A 20,929-nucleotide genomic window follows, 5' to 3' on the forward strand; every position below is an offset into this window, starting at 1 on the left:
CTCTTCCAGACAAGACACAACAACAAGCAAGGATCGACAAGCATGAAAGCATGTATCTACGGCGCGGGCGCCATTGGCGGCTGGCTGGGCGTGGCCCTGGCACAGGCGGGCAGCCCGTTGAGCCTGGTCGCACGTGGCGCCACGCTGGCAGCGTTGCAGGCCGACGGCCTGCGCCTGCGGCGCCCCGACGGCTCGGTGGCCCAGGTGGCGGTGACGGCCGCAGCCGACCCGGCGGCCCTGGGCGTGCAGGACCTGGTGGTGGTGGCCGTGAAAGCGCCCGGCCTGCCCGATGTGGCGCGCGCCATGGCCCCACTGATCGGGCCGGACACCATCGTGCTCACGGCCATGAACGGAGTGCCCTGGTGGTTTCTGGATGGTTTTGGCGGCGCCGCGCAGGGCCGTGCGCTCGAATCCGTGGACGCGGGCGGTGTGATCGCCAGCGCCATCCCCACGCCCCATGTGGTGGGCAGCGTGGTGCACACCAGCTGCTCGCTGGAGGCCCCGGGCTTCGTGAAGCAACACTTTGGCAACCGCCTGATCGTCGGCGAGCCGAGCGGCCACCGCAGCGCACGCCTGCAGGCCCTGGCCGAGACGCTGCAGCGCGGCGGCATCGACGTGGAGGTGAGCGACTGCATCCAGAAGGACATCTGGTTCAAGCTCTGGGGCAACCTCACCATGAACCCCATCAGCGCCCTCACCGGCGCCACCACTGACCGCATCCTGGACGACGAGCTGGTGCGGGGGTTTGTGTCACACGTGATGCTCGAAGCCAAGGCGATTGGCGAAAAGCTGGGCCTGCCGATTGACCAGCAGCCCGAGGACCGCCACGCCGTCACGCGCAAGCTGGGCGCGTTCAAGACCTCGATGCTGCAGGACGTGGAAGCGAACAAGCCCATGGAGATCGACGCCCTGGTGGGCGCCGTGCGCGAGCTGGGCCAGATCACCGCCGTGCCCACCCCGCACACCGACGCGCTGCTGGGCCTGGTGCGCCTGATGGCGCGCACGCGCGGCCTGTACTAAAAACTTCAAGCCAAAAAGGCCGTCTGCGCGCAACCCTATTGTCTTATAAGCTACACATTTAATAGCAACCTAACCATGACCACACTCACGCTGTATTACACCCCCGGCACATGCGCGCAGGCCGTGCGCATCGCTTTGGAAGAAGCGGGCGCTGCCTACGAACTGGTCCGCGTGGACTTCGCCGCAGGCCAGCAGCGCACGCCCGAATACCTGGCCGTGAACCCCAAGGGCCGCGTGCCCGCGCTGGCCACGCCGCAGGGCACGCTGACCGAAACCTCGGCCCTGCTGGCCTTTGTGGCGCAGAGTTTTCCCGCAGCCCGCCTGGCCCCGGCCGACGCCTACGGCTTTGCGCGTTTGCAGGAGTTCCACAGCTACCTCGCGTCCACCGTGCACATTGCCCACGCCCACCGCCCCCGCGCCAGCCGCTGGGCCGACGAGCCCGAGGCCCAGGCCGCGATGCAGCGCAAGGTGCCGCAGAACATGACGGAGTGCTTCAACCTCATCGAAAGCCACTACCTGCCGCGGGCGGAACAGGGCCCCTGGGTGATGGGCGAGCAGTACACGGTGGCCGACGGCTACCTGTTCACCATCGGCACCTGGCTGAAGAGCGATGGCGTGGACATTGCCCAGTTCCCCAAGGTGTTCGCGCACACGCAGCGCATGCTGCAGCGCCCGGCCGTGCAGCGCGCACTGGCCTGATACGCCGCCTGCGGACGCAAAAAAAGCCCCGGTGCTTCGGGTCAGAAGCGCCGGGGCTTTTTGTTGGCAAATTGGATCAGTTCACCTTGAGATACCGCCAGTCGATGCGGTTGTCCGCGCGGTGGATGATCTCCACCTTCTTCGTCCCCGCCCACGGGATCACCTGGTTGTACAGCGGGATGTGCGAGACCAGCTCATGCTCCTTGATCAGCGCCTGCTCGATCAGGCCGTTGCGCGTGGCTGTGTCCGTTTCCTTCTTCACGCGCTCGACCAGCGCGTCGATCTGCGGGTCGGAGAAGCGGCCCAGGTTGAAGTTGCCATCTCCACCCGCACCGGGCGAGCGCACCAGCGACTGCAGGCTGTAGAACGCATCGAATGTGGGCACGCCCCAGCCCAGCAAGTAGATGCTGGCCTCGTTGCGCTGGATCATCGGGAAGTAGGTCGCAAACGGCAGCGAGCGCAGCTTGGCCTTCACACCCACCTTGGCCCAGTGCGCGGTGATGGCCTGGCACAGCTGCTCGTCGTTGATGTAGCGGCCCGCGCTGCACGCAAAGTCCACTTCAAACCCATTGGGGTAGCCCGCATCGGCCAGCAGCTTCTGCGCGGCCTTGGGGTCGTAGGGGTAGCGCACGTCAGCCTTCTTGGTCCAGCCGTTGACCTGGTTCGCGATGAGTGTGCCCGTGGGCTGGGCCAGGCCACGCAGCACCACACGCTGGATGGACTGGATGTCGATGGCCTGGTACAGCGCCTTGCGCACGCGCAGGTCCTTGAGCGGGTTCTTGCCCTTCACGTCCGAGCCGGGCAGCTCGTCGCGGAACTGGTCCAGCCCCAGGAAGATGGTGCGGTACTCCGGCCCTTCCAGCACCTGCAGGGTGGGCGTCTGCTTGATGCGTGCGAGGTCCTGCAGACTGGGGTCGATCACAAAGTCCACCTCACCCGACAGAAGCGCTGCCGTGCGTGTGGCGTCGGCCTTGATGGGGGTGTAGACGATCTCGGTCAGGTTGGTGGGGTACTTGCCCTTGCCCCACCAGTGGGGGTTGGGCTCCAGCACCACGCGCTGGTCGGGCGTCCACTGCTTGAGCTGGTAGGGGCCGGTGCCCAGCGCGTTGCGGTGGGCAAAGGTTTCGTCCTTGGTCTTGATGTCCTTGGGCTCCACCGACTTGTTCTTCTCGGCCCAGGCCTTGCTCAGAATGCGCAGCTCGGTGAGCTGGTTCATCAGCACGGGGTTGGGCAGGTCGGAGTGGATGTCGATGGTGTAGGCATCAACCTTTTCCACGCGGTCAATGCCCTGCGTGTAGACGGCGAAGTTGGAAGTCTTGGCCTTGGCCCGCTCCAGCGAGAACTTGGCATCGTCGGCCGTGAACTCGCTGCCGTCGCTGAACTTCACGCCCTTGCGCAAAGTCAGGCGCAGTTGCGTGGGCTTGATGAGCTTCCACTCGGTGGCGAGCGACGGCTCGGGCTTGAAGGTCTTGCTGTTGTATTCCACCAGCGTGTCGTACACCGCACCGTGCATGGTGTTGTTCACGCCCACGTTCTGGGTGTGGATGTCCCAGGTGGAAATGTCCACCGAGCGGGACCAGCGGAAGGTCTTGGCCTGTGCGGCCAGGGGCAGGGCCGCAACAACGGCGGCGGCCAGGAGAAGGTGTTTGAAGCGCATGGACGGGGGATAGGCATAACGCCAAAAAATGCTGAATGGCCGCACTATCCCCCAAGCCGCATGAGATGAGAACGAACTTATCGTTCTTAGCTTAGACCCATCACCCCCGCCAACACCAGCATGGTGGTCGCCGTCACCCCGTCCAGCACGCGCCACGCCGCCGGGGTGGCAAACAACGGCGCCAGCCAGCGGGCACCCAGGCCGATCAACAAGAACCACAGCGCACTGGCCAGCGAGCCGCCTGCGGCAAACAGCGCGCGGCCCCAGGCCGGGTATGGGGTGGCCATGGTGCCCAGCAGCACCACGGTGTCCAGGTACACATGCGGGTTGAGCCAGGTGAGCGCCACCACCGTGGCCAGCGTGCTGCGCAGGCTGGTGCCCGGGCCGCTGGTGGCGACCAGCAACTGGCCGGGGCGCAGCGCCCGCGCGGCCGTCTGTGCCGCATACATCAACAGGAACAGCGCGCCCGCCCAGCGCATGAACTGCGCCCACTCAGGCCGGGCCAGCAGCACGCCGCCCATGCCCCACACGCCCACCTGCAGCAGCACCGCGTCCGACAGCGCACACACCAGCACCACGGGCATCACATGCTCGCGCCGCAGGCCCTGGCGCAGCACAAACGCGTTTTGCGCGCCGATGGCCATGATGAGCATGGCGGTGGATGTGAAACCGTGAACGAAGGCAGTGGAGACCATGGGCACGGATTCTGGCCAAGCGCATGCGTTGACACCAGCTATACTTTTTAACGATCCGTTAGAATGGCTAACCACCTATGCAACTCGACTCCGCCCAGCTCAACGCCTTTGCCACGGTGATCGATGAGGGCAGCTTCGAGCGGGCGGCGGCCGTGCTGCATGTCACGCGCTCAGCGGTGTCGCAGCGCATCAAGCTGCTGGAAGAGCGCGTGGGCCAGGTGCTGGTGCGCCGCGCCACGCCCTGCACGCCCACCGAGGCGGGCCAGGCGCTGTACCGCCATGCGCGCGAGGTGGCGCTGAGCGAGGCGGACGCGCTGGCCACCATTGGTGGCGGGCAGCACAGCACCACGCGGCTGGCGATTGGCGTGAATGCCGACTCGCTGGCCACCTGGTTCCCCCACGCCATGGCGCAGGCGGCCGAGGGGCAGGCCATCACCTTCGACATCCATGTGGAAGACCAGGACCATTCGGCCAACCTGCTGCGCGAGGGCCGCGTGATGGCCGCCGTGACGGCCGACCCGCAGCCCGTGCAGGGCTGCCAGGTGCTGCCGCTGGGCACGCTGCGCTACCGTGCGTTGGCCAGCCCTACGTTCATGCAGCGCCACTTTGCCCAAGGGGTGAACGCCACCACGCTGGCGCAGGCGCCCATGCTGGTGTTCAACCGCAAGGATGCGCTGCAGGCGCGTTTTGTGGGTCGCATCACGCGCCGCAAGCTCGCACCGCCCGTGCACTGGCTGCCTGAGGCGCATGCGTTCGTCAAAGCCACGCGCGCCAGCCTGGGCTGGGGCATGACGCCCGACCCGCTGGTCGAGGATGACCTGAAGACTGGTGCCCTGGTCGAGCTGATTGCGAACAAGCCCGTGGATGTGCCGCTTTACTGGCAATGCTGGCGCCTGAATGTGCAGGCGTTGCAGCACATGACGCAGGCAGTGCAGAAGGCGGCGGCGCTGACGCTGCTGCGCTGAAAGAAAGGCGGCGAGTGAAGCCGCGAGCGCCAGTTACGCGGCGTTCGCCAGGTCCTCGTGGTGGTCTGCCGCCCCGCGCTTCCAGTAGGCGGAGATGCGCATGCGCTTCGGGTCCACGCCCGGCTTGGCCAGCATGGCGCGGCGCACAGCGGCCATGTCGCTGTGTTCGCCAGCGGCCCAGACAAAGCCCGCGCCGGTGGGGAGCGCCAACGCCTCCACAGCGGCAGGCAGCGCGCTCACCCACTGCAGATCCACCTGCGCCGCGCTGGTCAACACCCGCTGGTCGGCCGGGTTGCTCAGCTGGATGCGCACGGTGGCCACCGCGCTGGCGGGCAGCTCGGCCAGGCGGCGGGCGATGGCGGGCAGCGCGGTTTCGTCGCCCAGCAGCCAGTGCCAATCGAAGCCCGTGGGCACGACCATGCTGCCGCGCGGCCCGGCAATGCCCACCCACTGGCCCACGGCGGCGCTGGCGGCCCAGTCGGTGGCGGGGCCTGCGTCGTGCAGGGCCACTTCAATGTCCAGCTCGCCCGCAGCGGCGTCAAAGCGCGCGGGGGTGTAGTCGCGCAGCACGGGGCGGGGGCCGTCGAACACGGGGCGGCCGTCCTGCAGCGTGGGCAAGGTGGGGCGGTCCTGCCCGGGCGCAGGAAGGATGAGCTTGAGGTGGTCGTCAAACCCGGCGCTGACAAACCCTGCCAGCTCGGGGCCGGCCAGGGTCAGCCGCACAAAGCCAGGGCTGACCTGGGTGCGGCGCACCACCTGGAGGTGGCGGCCCTGCAAAGGGTGGCGAATGCGCTCGATGGCGAGAGAGGGGGCCGTGGCGGCCAGGGGCAGAGGTGCGTTCATGGCGTAAAATGTTGATTTAATCAACCAAATCATCCGCCATTCAGTTGACTTTGTCAACCGATAGCCACGCCATGCCCCCACGCACCCGCCCCGATGTGTTTGAAGCCCTGCACGACCTGATGCACGCCTACCGGGCGCGCATGGTGCGCGCGATGACCTCCGTGCATCCGGACCTGACCTTCAATGAAGTGCGCGCGCTGAACTTCATCGGCCGCCACCCCGGCGCCACGCAGAAAGAGCTGGTGCGCCACAGCGGCGCCGACAAGGCCCAGGTGGCGCGCATGCTGGGCCTGCTGCAGGACAAGGGCTGGCTGGAGCGCCAGCCGCACGCCGAGGACCGGCGCAGCCTGTGCCTCACGCTGAGCGCCGAAGGCCAGGCGCTGTATCAAGCGCTGCAGACCGCGCGGCAGACCCTGTCGGCCCAGGTGCTGGCGGGCTGCGACGACGCCACCCAGGCGCAGCTGCTGGCGCTGCTGGCGCGGGTGCGGGCCAACCTGGACGCGCTGGCCCCCCTGGAGACTGGCGAGGACTGCAGCCACGGCAAGGGTCGATCCTCCCGGTAGGAGCCCCTCGGAGACGCTTCCGACGCTTTTTTCAAGGGATTTTTGCCCCAAGCGCTAGTGCAATATGCCCTGACAGCTATCAAATAGAGAGCAAATCAGCGCCCCTGGATCACGCGAAGCGCCTCGGGCAGCGAATGCACATGGGGCAGGACATGGTCGATGGTGGCGCCCAGCAGCACGGCGCAGACCAGCGCGCCCAGCAGGGGCTTCCAGGTCAGCCGCACGGCGGCGCTGAGCCAGCCCTCGCGCTCCACCCCCGCGGCGGCGCGGGCGGTGGCCACTGAGAAGGCGATCTCCACCGCCACCGTGAGCAGCACATCCCAGCCAAAGAACAGCATGGCGAGCGAGCCCGCGCCCAGAATCAGCGCCGCGCCAATGAGAAAGATGGCCACCACGGGCACGACCACCACCGCGCCCTCGTCGGCGCTGCCCAGTGCATCGGCCGCGCCACCGGCAATGTCGCCCAGCACACTGGAGTCGCTGCTGGAGCCCCCGCTGGACAGGCCTTGCGTCCACCCGCCCCCAAAGTCCCCCGATGCGCCACCGCCGCCAAAGTCGCCCCCACCGGTGCGCGGCAGGGGCACCTGGCCGCCCCCGGAGGGGCCATTGCCGCTGGGCCAGGAGATGTCGGGCACATCCAGACTGCCATCGCCCGATGGCGCGTCCCGCCGCACCAGCCGCGCCGCCCACGCGCGCAGCACCAGCAGATAGCCGATGTAGCCCACCGACAGCGTGACCAGATACCGCAGCGCCAGCGAATCCACGCCCAGCACCATCTGCAGGTGCGAGGTGGCCCACATCAGCAGCAGCGTGAAGCTGCCGATCAGCAACCCGTGCCAGCGCAGGCTGTAGCGCTGCTGGAGGGTGCGCGCCACCGCGCCGTGGTGCGGCATGCGCACCGAGCGCCAGGTGGAGCTGCTTTTTTTCTTGGAGGCAGAGGAGTTGCTGCGGGGTGTGGCCATGGAAGGAGCGCGCTGCGCGTGGTGGCAAACAGACGGCGCCATTTCACACCAGTTTCAAGCCACCCTTCGCGCAGTCGGCCCCCGCTGCGTGAACTTCTGCGCGAACCGCTGCCGTAGGCGTTGGCGTCAGGCCACGCCGTCCACCACCACCGGCACGCGCTGCGCCAGGGCACACATCAGCTCGTAGCCCACGGTGCCTGCCGCCTGCGCCACCTCGTCGATGGACAACACCACACCGTTGCTGGCCCGGCCCCACAGCGTGACTTCGCTGCCAAAGCCCACGTCCACACCCGCCTGCTGCAGGGGCGTGAGGTCCACGGTCACCATATCCATGCTCACCCGCCCCACCAGGCGCGTGCGCACACCGTTCACCAGCACCGGCGTGCCAGTGTCGCAGTGGCGCGGGTAGCCGTCTGCGTAGCCACAGGCGGCGATGCCGATGGTGAGCGGGCCGTCGGCCGTGAAGCGCGATCCGTAACCCACGGTGTCGCCCGCCTGCAGCTGCTGGGTGGCAATGAGGCGGGTGGACAGCGTCATGGTGGGTTGCAACCCCCAGTGGCTGGCGTTGTGCTCGGGGAAGTCGGGGGCGCTGCCATACACCACGATGCCAGCGCGCACCCAGTCGGCACGCACGCCCGCATCCTGCGCGTGGCGCAGCGTGGCGGCGCTGTTGCTCAGGCTGCGCTCGCCGGGCAGGTCCTGCGCGGCGGCGTTGAAGGCGGCCATCTGGTGCGCAATGCCACGCGGGCCGTCGGCGTCGCTGAAGTGGGTCATGAACGAAATCTCGTCCACCTGCGGCAGCGCATTGAGCCGGGCCCACGCGGCGCGGTAGCGCTCGGGCGCGAAGCCCAGGCGGTTCATGCCCGAATTCATCTTGAGGAACACCCGGTGCGGCACCTGCGTCTTGTGCGCGGCCAGCATGTCGATCTGCTCGTCGCAGTGCACCGCATGCCACAGGCCCAGGCGCGAGCACAGCTCCAGGTCGCGCGGCTCGAACACGCCTTCGAGCAGCAGGATGGGCCCGCGCCAGCCCAGGTGGCGCACGCGTTCGGCTTCGGCCAGGTCCAGCAGCGCAAAACCGTCGGCGGCGCGCAGGCCCTCAAACACGCGCTCGATGCCGTGGCCATAGGCGTTGGCCTTGACCACCGCCCACACCTTGGCGTCGGGCACCGACTGGCGCACGCGCGCGAGGTTGTTGTGCAAAGCGGCGGTGTGGATGGTGGCGGTGATGGGACGGGGCATGGAACGAAGCAGTTGGGGCGGGGAAATCTACCGGGGAATACCTGCAGGATTCTGGCACTGCAGCCGTTTATCCGCGTGATATAACCGCCTGTCTCCTGCTACGGTTACTCACAATTAACAGTGCATCAGCCCAACTGATGCACCACCAGCCATTCGATGAAGCGCGGTTTCTACACCATCATGTCGGCGCAGTTTTTCAGCTCGCTGGCCGACAACGCACTTTTCGTGGCCGCCGTGGAACTCCTGCGCTCTGAGGGCGCCCCCGAATGGCAGCGCGCCGCCCTGGTGCCCATGTTTGCGCTGTTCTATGTGGTGCTCGCGCCCTTTGTCGGGGCCTTTGCCGATGCGCTGCCCAAGGGCAAGGTGATGTTCATCAGCAATGCCATCAAGGTGGTGGGCTGCCTGATGATGCTGTTCGGCTCGCACCCGCTGATTGCCTACGCGGTGGTGGGCCTGGGCGCGGCGGCCTACTCGCCCGCCAAGTACGGCATCCTGACCGAGCTGCTGCCCGCGTCGCAGCTGGTCAAGGCCAACGGCTGGATCGAGGGGCTCACCATTGCCTCCATCATCCTGGGCGTGCTGCTGGGCGGCCAGCTGGTGGGGCAGCACATGTCGGCCCTGCTGCTGGGCATCGACATCCCGATGATCAACACCGGCGTGGACACGCCCGCCGAGTCTGCGATTGCCGCGCTGATCGTGGTGTATGCCGTGGCCGCCTGGTTCAACACCCGCATCCCGCACACCGGCGTGGAAATGCGCCCGCTGCGTGCCGACCCTGCGCGCAGCATCGTCTCCAACACATTGAGCCTGCTGCCCGACTTCTGGGCCTGCAACAGCCGCCTGTGGCGCGACAAGCTGGGCCAGATCTCGCTGTCCACCACCACGCTGTTCTGGGGTGCGGGCGGCAACCTCAAGTTCATCGTGCTGGCCTGGGCCGCCGTGGCGCTGGGCTACAACACCACGCAGGCCTCGGCCCTCACGGGCGTGGTGGCCATCGGCACGGCCGTGGGCGCCGTGGTGGCCTCGATGCGCATGCGCCTGGACATGGCCACCAAGGTGATCCCGCTGGGCATTGCCATGGGGCTGCTGCTGATCCTGATGGTGTTCATCAGCAACATCTGGGTGGCCATCCCCTTCCTCATCATCCTGGGCGGCCTGGGCGGCTACCTGGTCGTGCCCATGAACGCGCTGCTGCAGCACCGGGGCCACAACCTCATGGGCGCAGGCCGCTCCATTGCCGTGCAGAACTTCAATGAGCAGGCCTGCATCCTGGCGCTGGGCGCGTTCTACAGCCTGTCACTCAAGTTCGGCCTGTCAGTGTTCGGCGCCATCACGGCCTTCGGGCTGGTGGTGGCGGGCGTGATGTGGCTGATCCAGCGCTGGCACCAGAACAACTGCGTGCAGCACCGCGACGAGGTGGAGCACCTGCTGCACATTGCGCGGCACGACACACACCACTGAGAAGCCCCCTGAGCGGCTGCGCCGCCTCCCCCGGAGGGGAACGCACCCGGTGGCCTGGCAGAGCCAGTTCCACGGGTGCGCTGGCAGGGCGGTGTGCCAGTTTCTGGCGCTGCGCCATTTACTATCATTTTCATAGCTACCAGCGCTTATCTATTGCGCGGTAGCGGCCATTTTTTCTTCCATGCAATCGCCCCTGCCCTTTGCCGCCCTGCTGTTCAACGCCTTTGTCTGGGGTCTGGCGTGGTGGCCGTTCCAGCACATGCACCAGGCGGGGCTGCACCCGCTGTGGGCCACGGCGTTCATGTATGCGGTGGTGCTGCTGGCGCTGCTGGCGCTGCTGGCCTGGCGGCCGAGGATCCTGGCGCAGGTGCGGGCGCACCCTGAGCTGTGGTTGCTGGCGCTGGCCTCGGGCCTGAACAACGTGGCCTTCAACTGGGCCGTGACCATTGGCGACGTGGTGCGCGTGATCCTGCTGTTCTATCTGATGCCCGCCTGGGCCGTGCTGCTGGCCTGGAAGGTGCTGGGCGAGCGCCCCACCCCGGCGGCGCTGCTGCGCCTGGCGCTGGCCTTCACGGGCGTGGTGCTGGTGCTGCTGCCCGAGGGCGCGCCCGCATCGCGCCTGCTGCAGAACCTGTCGCTGGCCGATGGGCTGGCGCTGCTGGGCGGCTTCATGTTTGCGCTCACCAACGTCACGCTGCGCCGCCTGCACGCCGTGCCCGGGCCCGCGCGCATGTTCTCGATGTTCGGTGGCTGCATGCTGATGGCACTGGCCGTGGCCTGCGTGGGGCTGCAGGTGGGCGTGGTGGAACCGTTCCCGGCCGTGAACGCCACCTGGCTCACCACCGGTCTTCTGCTGGCCGGCGTGCTGATGTTGGGCAACTGGGCGCTGCAGTTCGGCGCCGCCCGCCTGGCGGCGGGCACCACGGCGCTGGTGATGCTGTCGGAGGTGATGTTTGCCAGCGTGTCCTCGGCCCTGCTGGGCGCTTCCACCCTGAGCACGCGCACCGTGCTGGGCGGCACGCTGATCCTGCTGGCCTCGCTGCTGGCGGCGCTGCAGTTCCGCCGCCCGGGTGCTGCGGGTCATTGACCCGCGTGCGCACAGGCATGGGCGGCTGGGGCTACGATGGCCCGTCATCCCCACCCGGAGAACCCGCATGCCCACCAGCATCTACGACTTTGAAGCCCTGCAGATCAACGGCCAGTCCGTGCCCCTGTCGCAATACCGGGGCAAGGTATTGCTCATCGTGAACACCGCCAGCGCCTGCGGCTTCACCCCCCAGTTCGGCGGGCTGGAAGAGCTGCACAAGCAATACGCCGACCAGGGCCTTGTTGTGCTGGGCTTCCCCTGCAACCAGTTCGGCGCCCAGGACCCCGGCAGCAACGACGAGATCGCCAGCTTCTGCCAGCTCAACTACGGCGTGAGCTTCCCGATGATGGCCAAGATCGATGTGAACGGCGCCAATGCCTCTCCTCTCTATCAATGGCTCACCGCCGAGGCCCCCGGCCTGCTGGGCAGCAAGGCCATCAAGTGGAACTTCACCAAGTTCCTGGTCGGCAAGGACGGCCAGGTGATCCGCCGCTATGCGCCGCAGGATGCGCCGAAGAAGCTGGCGGGGGATATTGAGGCGGCGTTGGCCTGAGCCTGCAACCTGGGGTCGGTGCGGGCAGCACCGTCCACTGCGCCGTGCCGTAACACACGACGGTTGGCTTGTCGGATCTCATCACGCTCCGGACGCATGTCCGGCGTTACCAATTGATGCGCCATGTAGGCATTTGTGAAAGCTGAATCAAGCAGTTGCCTACAGACGCATTGACGTCAAAACAGCAGAAAACACCGGCGACACTCGGCGTCGTTTCAGAGTGGCAGAGACCACTCGGCCGCATCTTCTGCTGTTTGGGAGGCCCCTCTTCATGTCTGCTTTCGCTGAATGGCGAGCGTGCTTTGCCGCTGCGTCATTTCTTGTCGCCGCCTGCGCTGCTCAAGCCCATGACTTTGTGAACATCCCACCAGCCTTGTGCGTGCCGGTGGACCGCAGCGTGGGTCTGCCTGCCGACATGGAGCCCTACCGTGCCGCAGTGCGTATTTGTGCCATCGCACAGCAGCCCCCTTCCAAGGCTGTGCCGGTTGCTGCCAGTGTGCGCCTGCTCAGCGTGTTCACCGACGACTATTACAAAACCTTGCCCGCTGATGCGCCGTGGCGCGACTTTCCTCTGCCCATGCTCGTTGACGCAACGGGCCGCTGCCTGGGCCGCATCCCGCACCTCTTCCCAGTCGATCCCCCGCAGGAGTTGACCATCAGCGCCGGGCGATGGCAGCGCGGTGTCCCGCACGAACTGCGCCTGAAGGTGCAGTCCCCTGCCGTGGGCGGTGACTCCACGCTGCCCAGCCTGCACTGGAATCCTCGCAAGGGGACCTATACCCCCAAGAACACCAACCCTTCACAGGACAAGACCTCGTGCCCACAGACGTAGCCGAAACCACGCAGTCCGTCAGCAAGCTCAAGCAGGCTTGCGATGCTGCCTATGCGCTGTATCCCAACTCATGCAGCCATGCCGTCTGGCATGTGATCAAGCAGTACCTGCCCAACCAGGCTTGGATGAGCGCCAACGCACTGGTCGAACACATGCGCGGGCAGGCGCACTGGAAGATCGTCCCGGCAGGACAGGTGGGCCGTCTGGCGCGCGAAGGTGTGCTGGTGGTGGGCGGCAAATCCGAGGCCACCAACGGGCACGTGATCGTTGTCTACCCTGGGCCAGACACGACGGCGGGCGGCTATAGCTATACCCGCGACGGCAAGGCAGAGACCCTGCGCACGCGGGGCAGTTACGCGCCGGCCATGTCCACCTCGTTGGGCTCGTGGCCAGGTGCCAAAAGCCGGGGGGACAAAACCATCTGGGACCCTTGGGCCAACGACGCCAAATTCGCGCTGGTCACCTTCTGGCAACTGGTGCAATAGCGGACAGGGCCGCTGTGCGGCTCTGCCACCGCCACGGCACCGAGTCTCGTCTTCGATCGTCTGTGGCGGGATTTGCGCCACCAAGGTGACGCCTCCGCCAGTCGCTATCTGGCTGGCCGCGAAATGTGTCCCGCCGGTAGCAGGCCGCCGCGCCAGTGGCCCTCTGAGGGCCTCCGCGCGGACTGGCGAGGACCTACTGGCAGTTCCAGGCCGCTCAAAGAGTCATCGTTTCAGCGCGCAAGTTTCCATCATTATTTTTTCAACTCGAAGGGATGTCCATGCTCTTTCACACACGCTTCGCCCCCGTTGGTTTGCTGACCGCCGCCGCACTGCTGCTAGCAGGTTGCGCCGACACGCCGCCCCCGCCGCCGGAGCCCGAAGTGGCTGCCGCGCCCGCCCCTGTACCCCCCGCCCCCCCGGCTGAACCCGCGCCCGCACCGGTGCCGGAGGAGCCGCGCCTGCCTGAGGACGGCATGGTGGCCCAGTTCAAAGCTACCCAAGTCAAGCTGTCGCCCGAGACACAGGCCATCCTGACCCGCCTGGCCGCCACCCGCGAACCCACAGAACGCTTGGAGATCACCGGCTACTGCCACCGCAAAGACGCACCGGTCGATGCCCGTGAGATCGCATTGATGCGTGCCATGGCCGTGCGCAACGAACTGGTCAAGCAAGGCGTGCCCGCCAAGTCCATCCGGGTGAAGTTCAACACTACGCAGGCACTGCATGCGGTGAAAATCATTTCGAACTAGGGCAGGGTATCTCCTACTCGATCCAAATGAAGCCTGGGCCGCAGACGGCCTTGAATTGCGCTGCTGTTCCAGATCGCGCACATGCCCGGCTCGTAGACGTAGGTGCCCGTCTGCCCGCCACGGCTTTCCTGCAGCAGCCGCATTTCGTCTCAGGTGAAGTGCGTGGTTCCAAAGCTGTCGGTCTTGGCGATGCGCCTGCCCAGTGCGTCGTACTGGTAACTAAAGACCTGGCTTTGCGGCTGGCCGTCTTTGCCCGCCCGCACCACCGCCACCTGGGTCAGCCTGTGCTGGTGGTCGTAGCGGTAGTGCTGCTCCGTGTGGCTGCCTATGCGTTTTCTGATCAGCCGACCGAAGCCGCTGTTCTATGCCCAGCCTTAGCTGATTGCTCCTACGGTCGGTACGTTTAATTAAATTGCCTCAATCAAAACCGGGACGCAAAAAAGTAGAAATCATATTTTCTATATTAACATTTCCATTGGGGTCAAGCGACTTAATTTCACGCAACAAATTAACAAACTGTCGAAATATCTCCCCATCAGTCTGCTTGAATTCAAAAACACCGTTATCCTGATGACTTTCATCGATTTTTTGAAGAACAAAAACAGCCCCCTCATCCTGCAACAAATTGATTGCACCAATATCAATCAAATCTTTAATTGCCGCAATTTCATCCTTGTAATCCATAATAGTTGGAAATTTTGCGTACTTTTTTGAGATTAATCATAATTATCTCAAGCTAAAAAGGAGAGCCATCTAAAGGAATATGCGCACCATTTTTATCGACACCAAATGGCCCCATGTTCCGTCAGTTCTATAGTTATTACCACCGGGACCTTTAATGCTAGCAGCAGGGCCGGCGCCAGCATTTGAACCCGGGAAATTCGCGGCAGCAACAGGGTTTGCGCCATACCCATGAATACCATAAGGCGCGTTTTCGTGCTTGAATCCACCAGAGGGAAATTTTGTTGGATTAGGATGGAAAATATTAGGCAATCCGCCTTGACGCGCCCAAACCTGAACGTCAGGATAATTTAGCCGACCATTTTTCACCAGATCAGCCGGACTACTGGGACGTTGAGAAAAACGACCTGTTTCATTATTTCTCCACCGATTAGCTTTTGAGTCAAAAGAGCAACTCCAACCCCAAGGATCAATCCAGCCAACAGGGTTCGGCGCATACTGGTGCAGGTTCAATCCGCCCGACAGCCCAATCGTATCCGGCGTCGTAAACGCCCCCAGATCCGCGTCGTAGTACCGGAACGTGTTGTAGTGCAGCCCCGTTTCCCTGTCCAGGTACTGCCCCTGCATCCGCAGGTTCTGCTGCAGCGATATCGCCTGGCCTACGGGTTGAAATTGCGACGCACCTACTGCGTTAGAACTTTGCCATTGCTCGCTGACCGTGCAGCCATAGGTAGGGTACCGCGCCGTCCACAATACGTTGTCGTTGTTATCGCTGAACTCTTCCGAGGGGTATTTGGCTGGGTGTGGAGGTAGTACCCCTGTGCGCCCGGCGACTTCGGTACCGGCGGTCTCGCTTCGCGGCTATCTTGCGCACGTTCACTTCGCACTCTGTTTGGGTCGGCGTTAGCGACTGCATTCACAGAGTGATAAGTTGAACTAATTTGCCTACTGTGCGTTCTTGTTGGGTACTACTTTTTTTCTGCCCTCTCCATGTCACAAGGCCAGCGACTCAAAACAAGCCTTTTAAATTGACATGACTACATGCCAAATAGCAGATATTAACAGCACATTTTCACCCTACATTTATCGGCTTTCTGGTGCAAATGTGATATACGTAATCCGAATCATCGAGCGGTTCGTCCCTCAAAGAGGCACGAACGTGAATAAACCAATCAAAACTCCCTGCCACCACATACAACACATCGCTGCTGTAACAAGCCATTGAACGCTCTTCTCGCAGGAAGGCACTGGCTTGTTTTGGATTTGTGCAATAAAACTTAGGAGGAGTTTTTCTATTAAATCTGCCCCCCTCGAACAAGAATACCTGATTTTCCTTTTGAAAAAAGTTTTGATCGAGCACTGTGCGATCTCCGACCAGCCGCATCGAGCTGTCATAAAGATACGGCCCAGAAAAATTAAAACTCCAGGTCTCTTTGCCTGAATGACTCATAGTAGCCCTGTCGAAACACTTCTTCTTAGTCACATAAGATCCTCTAAAAAATTTATAGAGAAATACTTTATGCAATCTGACTGACTGTCCTATCTCGATTAATTCTCCAGGCAACTGCATATCAGTCATCAAAAAATATGTGGCCTTGATCTCGCCCACTTTGATCTTTCCACTTTATGTGAGGTCGATCGTTCCCTACACCACCGTCAACCTCACCCTTATTCCAACGCTGTTTCGCAGGCAGTCGATTTCCGCCACGATCAGCTCCTGGCTGAGGTTTATGAACTTGGTAGCCCTTGCTGTAATCTCCATCATTAGAATACATTTTTCTTCGATCCATGTTGCCTCGTGCCTGCGTAAGCAATGCTTTCGCATCTGCTGCATTCGCGACTCGAATATCCCCCTTGCCGCCATTTTTTAGCGATTGCACCGCAGCATCCCATTGCTTCGTTCCAGGCCGAACAACAGGCAAATCGCTTGCTTTGCTGTGGCCTACGCCAGTCATTCGACAGACGGGACTTAAACCCCAAGGATCAATCCACGCGATCGGATTGGGTGCATATTGATGCAGGTTGATGCCACCACCGAGCCCAATCGGATCCGGCGTCGTAAACGCCCCCAGGTCCGCGTCGTAGTACCGGAACGTGTTGTAGTGCAGCCCTGTTTCCCTGTCCAGGTACTGCCCCTGCATCCGCAGGTTCTGCTGAAGCTGCACTGTCTGGTTCGCTGACTGCTGTTGCGGCCGCTGAACTGGCCTGCCCGCTTCGTCGTAGCTTTGCCATTCCTCCCGGACCGTACTGCCCCATGTGCTGTACTGCGCTGTCCACACCAGGTGGCCGCTGGTGTCGCTCAGTTCTTCCGGCAGGCCGTTGGGCTGGGTGTGGAAGTAATACACCTGCGCTGCCTGCACCGTTGGAGTTGCGGCTGCGGCTGTGGTCTTTGCATCCGCTCTGGCAAAGCCATTGGTGAGCCCATCGTTCGCAGCCGCCCCCACGTTGAACCGGTCGCTCCAGCCCGGGTTGGTCGTGGGCACGCTGGCCTGCTTGCCTTGTGCACTGTCTGATCCTCCGCCCAGCGCATGCGCCGCCGCAGCGTGTGGCTCTATGTCGCCGCTTCCGTCGATGCGCGCCAGGGGCACGTAGCTGCCCGGCTCGTAGACGTAGGTGCTCGTGTGCCCGCCACGGCTTTCCTGCAGCAGCCGCATTCCGTCCCAGGTGAAGTGCGTGGTGCCAAAGCTGTCAGTCTTGGCGATGCGCCTGCCCAGTGCGTCGTACTGGTAGCTGAAGACCTGGCTTTGCGGCTGGCCGTCTTTGCCCGCCCGCACCACCGCCACCTGGGTCAGCCTGTGCTGGTGGTCGTAGCGGTAGTGCTGCTCCGTGTGGCTGCCGATGCGTTTTCTGATCAGCCGGCCGAAGCCGTCGTAGTCGTAGCGCTTGTCCTGCAGCACCTTGACGCGGTTGTTTTGTACCCAGCCCCTGCCCTGGCTGCTGAGGCTGCTTTCCTCCAGCGCGCTGATACGGTTGCCCGCCAGGTCGTAGTGGAAGTGTTCGTTGCGCTCGGGCTGGTTCGACAGCGTCTGCGTGATGCGCCCGCCCTGGTCGTAGCGGTGCAGGGTATGCCCCTGCTGGCTGTGCTCCACGCTGATGAGTTCTCCGTTCCTGTCGTAGCTGTAGCGTTTGAGCAGCACGTCTTCGGCGTTGTGCCGCTGCTGCAAGCGCTGGCTCCAGTCTGCGCTGTGGGGGCTCCAGGGGCCATCGGCACCTTGGTCGGTGCCGATGCCGCGCCCTACCCGCAGCATGGCTGGCCGCACCCAGGCCGCCGCTTTGCGACCAACACTGTCGTAGGCAAAACGGCTGGCCAGACGGCCTTGCGTGCGCAGCACCTCGCGGTGCAGGTCGTCGCGCTCGATGTCGGCCAGGACGGCACCGTCCAGGTTGATCTGGTGCAGGTGGCCACTGCCGTAGTACAGGTGGTTCAGCGCGCGCCCGTCCGGCAGCCTGGTGCCGATGCGGTTGCCCAATGCGTCGTATTGGTGGTGCAGCGCGCTGCTGCGCTGCTGACCTTGTACGGCGTGCCCGGCGGTTTCCTGCAGTACCTGGCCCAAAGCGTCGTATTGCCAGGTGTGCTGTGCAACGACTTCGCCAAGAGGCGTGCTGTGTTGCGCCGTCAACAAGTCGCCGGTGGGGCTGTATGCATAGTCGATCCGGGCTTGCAGCTCGGGCGGCGCCTGAGTTGCGGCTGCGCCCGCCTGCGCGGCCGCACCGGGTGTGTAGACGTTCTTCTGAACCAGCTGGCCCGCGGCATCGCGCATCAACTGGGTGTGGATGGGCTGCACCTCGGCGTGGCCCGGCACGGCGTCGCCCTGGCCCTGGGGCATGGGGTGTTCGGTCACGCCGACGACCTGGTGGGCTGCATCGTAGTGCAGCACTTGCCGGGTGCCGTCGATGCGGGTCTCGGCCACCAGGCGGTCCGCCGCATCGTACGAGAACCGGTACGCCTGGCGGTTTTCATTGACCAGCGCCGACAAGCGCCGTGCCGCGTCATACCCCAGCTGGATGTTGCTGGTGAGTGCGCCAACCGCTTTGGAGCGCCCTGTCAGCTGGCCGCGCTGGTTGTAGCTGTAGCTGGTGGTATGGCCCAGCGCGTCGGTCGCGATCACGCACTGGCCCGCCGCGTCATAGCGGTACTGGTGCTGCGCGCCGTCCGGCAGGGTCAGCTGCAACAGCCGGCCCAGCGGGTCGCGCTCGAAGACGGTGGACTGGCCCAGGGCGTCGATTTCCTGGTGAAGGTGGCCCTGCGCGTCGTACGTGTAGCGGGTGGTCTTGCCGCTGCAATCGGTGTAGGCGGTCAGCAGGCCCCTGGCATCCCAGCGCAGCTGCTTGCGCCCGCCGTGGGCATCGGTCACCAGAACGGGCAGGCCTCGGTCGTCGTTCGCGTAGCGGGTCACGTGGCCCAGAGGGTCAGTCTCCGCCACCAGATTGCCGTGGTCGTCGTACTGGTAGCGCCAGGTTCCGCCGCCAGGGTCTTCCGTCGCGACCAGCAGGCTGGCCGGGCCGGGGCTCCAGCGCTGGCGGTGCGTGCGTCCCAGGGCGTCCGTTTCTGCGGTGAGGTTGCCAGCGTCGTCGTAGGTGTACGTGGTGGATCGCCCCAGCGCATCCGTATGGCCCAGCAGCTGCTTGGTGGTGCCCCACACCTGCGTGGTGGTGTGGCCCAAAGCGTCTGTGTAGCGGGTGATTTCGTGGTCGGCATTCCAGTGCCACTGCTGACGGCGGCCCAGGCCGTCGGTGACTTGGGTGCTTCCGCTGCCGTCGCCATGCAGGCCGTATTCAAAGGCATACGCTTCGCCGTCGTCCGTCCAGTGCCGCACCACGCGCGCATGGGGGCCGGGGCGATTGCCGATGCCTTGGGCATACTCCTGCCATTCGTAACTGCACAGCAAGCCGCCGGGCAGCTGGTGGCTCGCCATGCGGCCGTCTGCATAGGTGAACCTGCGGGTCGTCTGCCCTGCGCGGTCTCTCACTTCGGCCAGTTGGCCTTCGGCGTCGTAGCGGTAGTTCACCAGCGCGTGCGCAGCCTCACCGCTCGCGCCCACGCGCAGATGAATCTGCTGCAGCCGGGCGGTGCCCGGAACATACAGAAACTCCAGGAGCCGGCCTGCGCTGTCTGTCACGTGGGTGAGCACACCGTGGTCACCGTAGCGCAACGCGTGGTAGTTGCCGTTGCGGTCCTCGATTCGCTGCAGGTGCAATACGCCCACCGCCGCAGCATCACCCACGCTCCCGGCGGGCGCCTGTCCGAACCATTGGTACATGCCTTCAGCTGTGACGACGACGTAGTCGCCGCCTTCACTGCACAGCACGCCGATCCCCTCGGCAACGCTGAACAAGCCTTGGCCCGGCGCCGGGCGGCTGAACTGTATGTCGCGCCCATCCGCGTCGTAGTAGGTGACGGCGGGCCGGCCCTCCGGATCGTGGTCCAGGTGCAGCTGCACCGTGTAGGGTGTGCTCCAGCCGCGGCCCAGCGGGCCGTCGCTGCGCCCGTCCAGGCTGTTGTAGATGCGCTGCCACGCCACCGGCAGTACGCCGGGCAGCACGAAGTCCAGGTCGCTCCCATCGGCCAGGAGCTTGGCGCCCGTGGCGATGTGCACAGGGTTGCCCAGGATGGCCGGCATGGTCATGGCCGCTGAGCCTGCGGCTTGCGCAGCCTTCAACATGCATTCCGCGTTTTTGACGAGCGCCTTCGGATCCTTGACCAGCTTCCAGAGACATTTGATGTTCTTCAGGAGATTTCGGGCCTCCGCAATGAATAGTGCCGCCCGCAGCAGTGGATTGACCTCGTCGTCGTAGTCACGCACCGTCTCAGGAGCCCCGCCAATAAAGACGTTGGGCGAGCCTGCATGAATGGTGGCCCCGCACACGACCTTGTCGCCCTTGCGGGCAGCCAGGGCTTCATTGATGACGGTCTGCTTGGGTCCGACCGCCGCGCCCTGCGCGATCAGGTTGACGGGCGTGATGGTGTGCTTGCCGCAAACCACTTCGTCCAGGGGTACCGCGTTGGTGGCCCGCGCAGCGGGAATGCTGTTGACGAACACATCGGGTGAGCCGGTCGTGATGGCCCCGGTCACATCCCAGGTTTCAGGGACCAGCCAATCGGCAATTTTTTCTCCGATGGCGCCCCCCGCCATGCTGACAGCGAGGGTGGCCAGCGCTCCGGTCAGCACGATGGCTCCCGCGAGGATCGGCGCCGCCAGCCCTCCCGTGACCACGGTGCCGACGGCTGCAACACCAGCTGTCACCCCGGCCGCGATGGTTCCAGCGCACAGCGCACCAAGCGCGGCAGCGCCTGCGGCTATGCCCACCACCTTGGCCAGCAGGCGTGCGTTGGCATTGCTGTGGGCAATGGGGTCGCCCAGTCGGGCCGCGGGTGGAAACTGACTCATGGGCGAAGGGGGTCGTGGAACGAGGGGTGAGGCGGCTGCCGGGTTG

The 20,929-nt window shown here is 64.5% G+C and carries 19 protein-coding genes; 10 read left to right on the top strand and 9 right to left on the bottom strand.

Going from position 1 to position 20,929, the window contains the following annotated elements:
• Positions 1-42 precede the first annotated feature (42 nt).
• The gene (locus AC07Z7_RS04160) at positions 43-1,020 is read left to right on the top strand and encodes a 2-dehydropantoate 2-reductase (protein ID WP_494765406.1); all 978 of its coding nucleotides are present in this window, start codon (positions 43-45) and stop codon (positions 1,018-1,020) included.
• 75 nt (positions 1,021-1,095) lie between these two features.
• On the top strand, positions 1,096-1,719 hold the full coding sequence (locus tag AC07Z7_RS04165) for a glutathione S-transferase family protein (RefSeq protein WP_494765407.1): 624 nt from the start codon (positions 1,096-1,098) through the stop codon (positions 1,717-1,719).
• Positions 1,720-1,795: 76 nt separating this feature from the next.
• Here AC07Z7_RS04165 and AC07Z7_RS04170 read toward each other — a convergent pair whose 3' ends face one another.
• Together AC07Z7_RS04170 and AC07Z7_RS04175 are read right to left on the bottom strand one after the other, a co-directional pair.
• Positions 1,796-3,376: an ABC transporter substrate-binding protein gene (locus tag AC07Z7_RS04170; protein ID WP_494765408.1), complete on the bottom strand. Its 1,581-nt coding sequence runs from the start codon at positions 3,374-3,376 to the stop codon at positions 1,796-1,798.
• 86 nt (positions 3,377-3,462) lie between these two features.
• Entirely contained in the window at positions 3,463-4,071 is a 609-nt protein-coding gene (locus AC07Z7_RS04175) for a LysE/ArgO family amino acid transporter (RefSeq protein WP_252660216.1), read from the bottom strand.
• 77 nt (positions 4,072-4,148) lie between these two features.
• On the opposite strand from AC07Z7_RS04175, the gene AC07Z7_RS04180 reads away from it, so the two are divergent.
• On the top strand, positions 4,149-5,036 hold the full coding sequence (locus AC07Z7_RS04180) for a LysR family transcriptional regulator ArgP (protein WP_494765409.1): 888 nt from the start codon (positions 4,149-4,151) through the stop codon (positions 5,034-5,036).
• 33 nt (positions 5,037-5,069) lie between these two features.
• Here the strand turns inward: AC07Z7_RS04180 and AC07Z7_RS04185 are convergent, their stop codons facing one another.
• Positions 5,070-5,879 carry a siderophore-interacting protein gene (locus AC07Z7_RS04185; protein ID WP_494765410.1) on the bottom strand — a complete coding sequence of 270 codons (810 nt, stop codon included), beginning with the start codon at positions 5,877-5,879 and terminating at the stop codon, positions 5,070-5,072.
• 71 nt (positions 5,880-5,950) lie between these two features.
• Between AC07Z7_RS04185 and AC07Z7_RS04190 the strand changes: the two genes are divergently transcribed.
• Complete coding sequence (locus AC07Z7_RS04190) at positions 5,951-6,442, top strand: MarR family winged helix-turn-helix transcriptional regulator (RefSeq protein ID WP_494765411.1); 492 nt, start codon at positions 5,951-5,953, stop codon at positions 6,440-6,442.
• Positions 6,443-6,537: 95 nt separating this feature from the next.
• Here the strand turns inward: AC07Z7_RS04190 and AC07Z7_RS04195 are convergent, their stop codons facing one another.
• Positions 6,538-7,404 carry a hypothetical protein gene (locus AC07Z7_RS04195; protein ID WP_494765412.1) on the bottom strand — a complete coding sequence of 289 codons (867 nt, stop codon included), beginning with the start codon at positions 7,402-7,404 and terminating at the stop codon, positions 6,538-6,540.
• A gap of 126 nt (positions 7,405-7,530) precedes the next feature.
• Positions 7,531-8,646: an alanine racemase gene (gene alr / locus AC07Z7_RS04200; RefSeq protein ID WP_494765413.1), complete on the bottom strand. Its 1,116-nt coding sequence runs from the start codon at positions 8,644-8,646 to the stop codon at positions 7,531-7,533.
• A gap of 156 nt (positions 8,647-8,802) precedes the next feature.
• Here alr and lplT point away from each other — a divergent pair, with 156 nt between their 5' ends.
• The 6 genes from lplT to AC07Z7_RS04230 all read left to right on the top strand — a co-directional run bounded on the left by lplT (position 8,803) and on the right by AC07Z7_RS04230 (position 13,813).
• The gene (lplT, locus tag AC07Z7_RS04205) at positions 8,803-10,107 is read left to right on the top strand and encodes a lysophospholipid transporter LplT (protein ID WP_252660209.1); all 1,305 of its coding nucleotides are present in this window, start codon (positions 8,803-8,805) and stop codon (positions 10,105-10,107) included.
• Between the two features lie 181 nt (positions 10,108-10,288).
• Positions 10,289-11,194 carry a DMT family transporter gene (locus AC07Z7_RS04210; RefSeq protein ID WP_494765414.1) on the top strand — a complete coding sequence of 302 codons (906 nt, stop codon included), beginning with the start codon at positions 10,289-10,291 and terminating at the stop codon, positions 11,192-11,194.
• Between the two features lie 67 nt (positions 11,195-11,261).
• Positions 11,262-11,747, top strand: a complete 486-nt coding sequence (locus AC07Z7_RS04215; RefSeq protein WP_094290110.1) for a glutathione peroxidase — start codon at positions 11,262-11,264, stop codon at positions 11,745-11,747.
• A gap of 271 nt (positions 11,748-12,018) precedes the next feature.
• A complete protein-coding gene (locus AC07Z7_RS04220; protein WP_494765415.1) occupies positions 12,019-12,579 on the top strand; it encodes a hypothetical protein in 561 nt (186 codons plus the stop codon).
• Complete coding sequence (locus AC07Z7_RS04225; RefSeq protein ID WP_494765416.1) at positions 12,564-13,064, top strand: hypothetical protein; 501 nt, start codon at positions 12,564-12,566, stop codon at positions 13,062-13,064. The genes AC07Z7_RS04220 and AC07Z7_RS04225 overlap by 16 nt, the downstream gene beginning before the upstream one ends.
• Before the next feature lie 278 nt (positions 13,065-13,342).
• On the top strand, positions 13,343-13,813 hold the full coding sequence (locus tag AC07Z7_RS04230; RefSeq protein WP_494765417.1) for an OmpA family protein: 471 nt from the start codon (positions 13,343-13,345) through the stop codon (positions 13,811-13,813).
• Positions 13,814-14,230: 417 nt separating this feature from the next.
• Here AC07Z7_RS04230 and AC07Z7_RS04235 read toward each other — a convergent pair whose 3' ends face one another.
• The 4 genes from AC07Z7_RS04235 to AC07Z7_RS04250 form a co-directional block, all read right to left on the bottom strand.
• On the bottom strand, positions 14,231-14,497 hold the full coding sequence (locus AC07Z7_RS04235) for a hypothetical protein (protein WP_494765418.1): 267 nt from the start codon (positions 14,495-14,497) through the stop codon (positions 14,231-14,233).
• 69 nt (positions 14,498-14,566) lie between these two features.
• Positions 14,567-15,121, bottom strand: coding sequence for an RHS repeat-associated core domain-containing protein (locus AC07Z7_RS04240; RefSeq protein WP_494765419.1), 555 nt, complete (start codon positions 15,119-15,121; stop codon positions 14,567-14,569).
• 445 nt (positions 15,122-15,566) lie between these two features.
• On the bottom strand, positions 15,567-16,073 hold the full coding sequence (locus AC07Z7_RS04245) for a hypothetical protein (RefSeq protein ID WP_494765420.1): 507 nt from the start codon (positions 16,071-16,073) through the stop codon (positions 15,567-15,569).
• Positions 16,066-20,883 carry an RHS repeat-associated core domain-containing protein gene (locus AC07Z7_RS04250; protein WP_494765421.1) on the bottom strand — a complete coding sequence of 1,606 codons (4,818 nt, stop codon included), beginning with the start codon at positions 20,881-20,883 and terminating at the stop codon, positions 16,066-16,068. Before AC07Z7_RS04250 ends, AC07Z7_RS04245 begins: the two co-directional genes overlap by 8 nt.
• Between the last annotated feature and the right edge of the window lie 46 nt (positions 20,884-20,929).

It is taken from the genome of Acidovorax sp. GW101-11A03 (assembly GCF_059424825.1).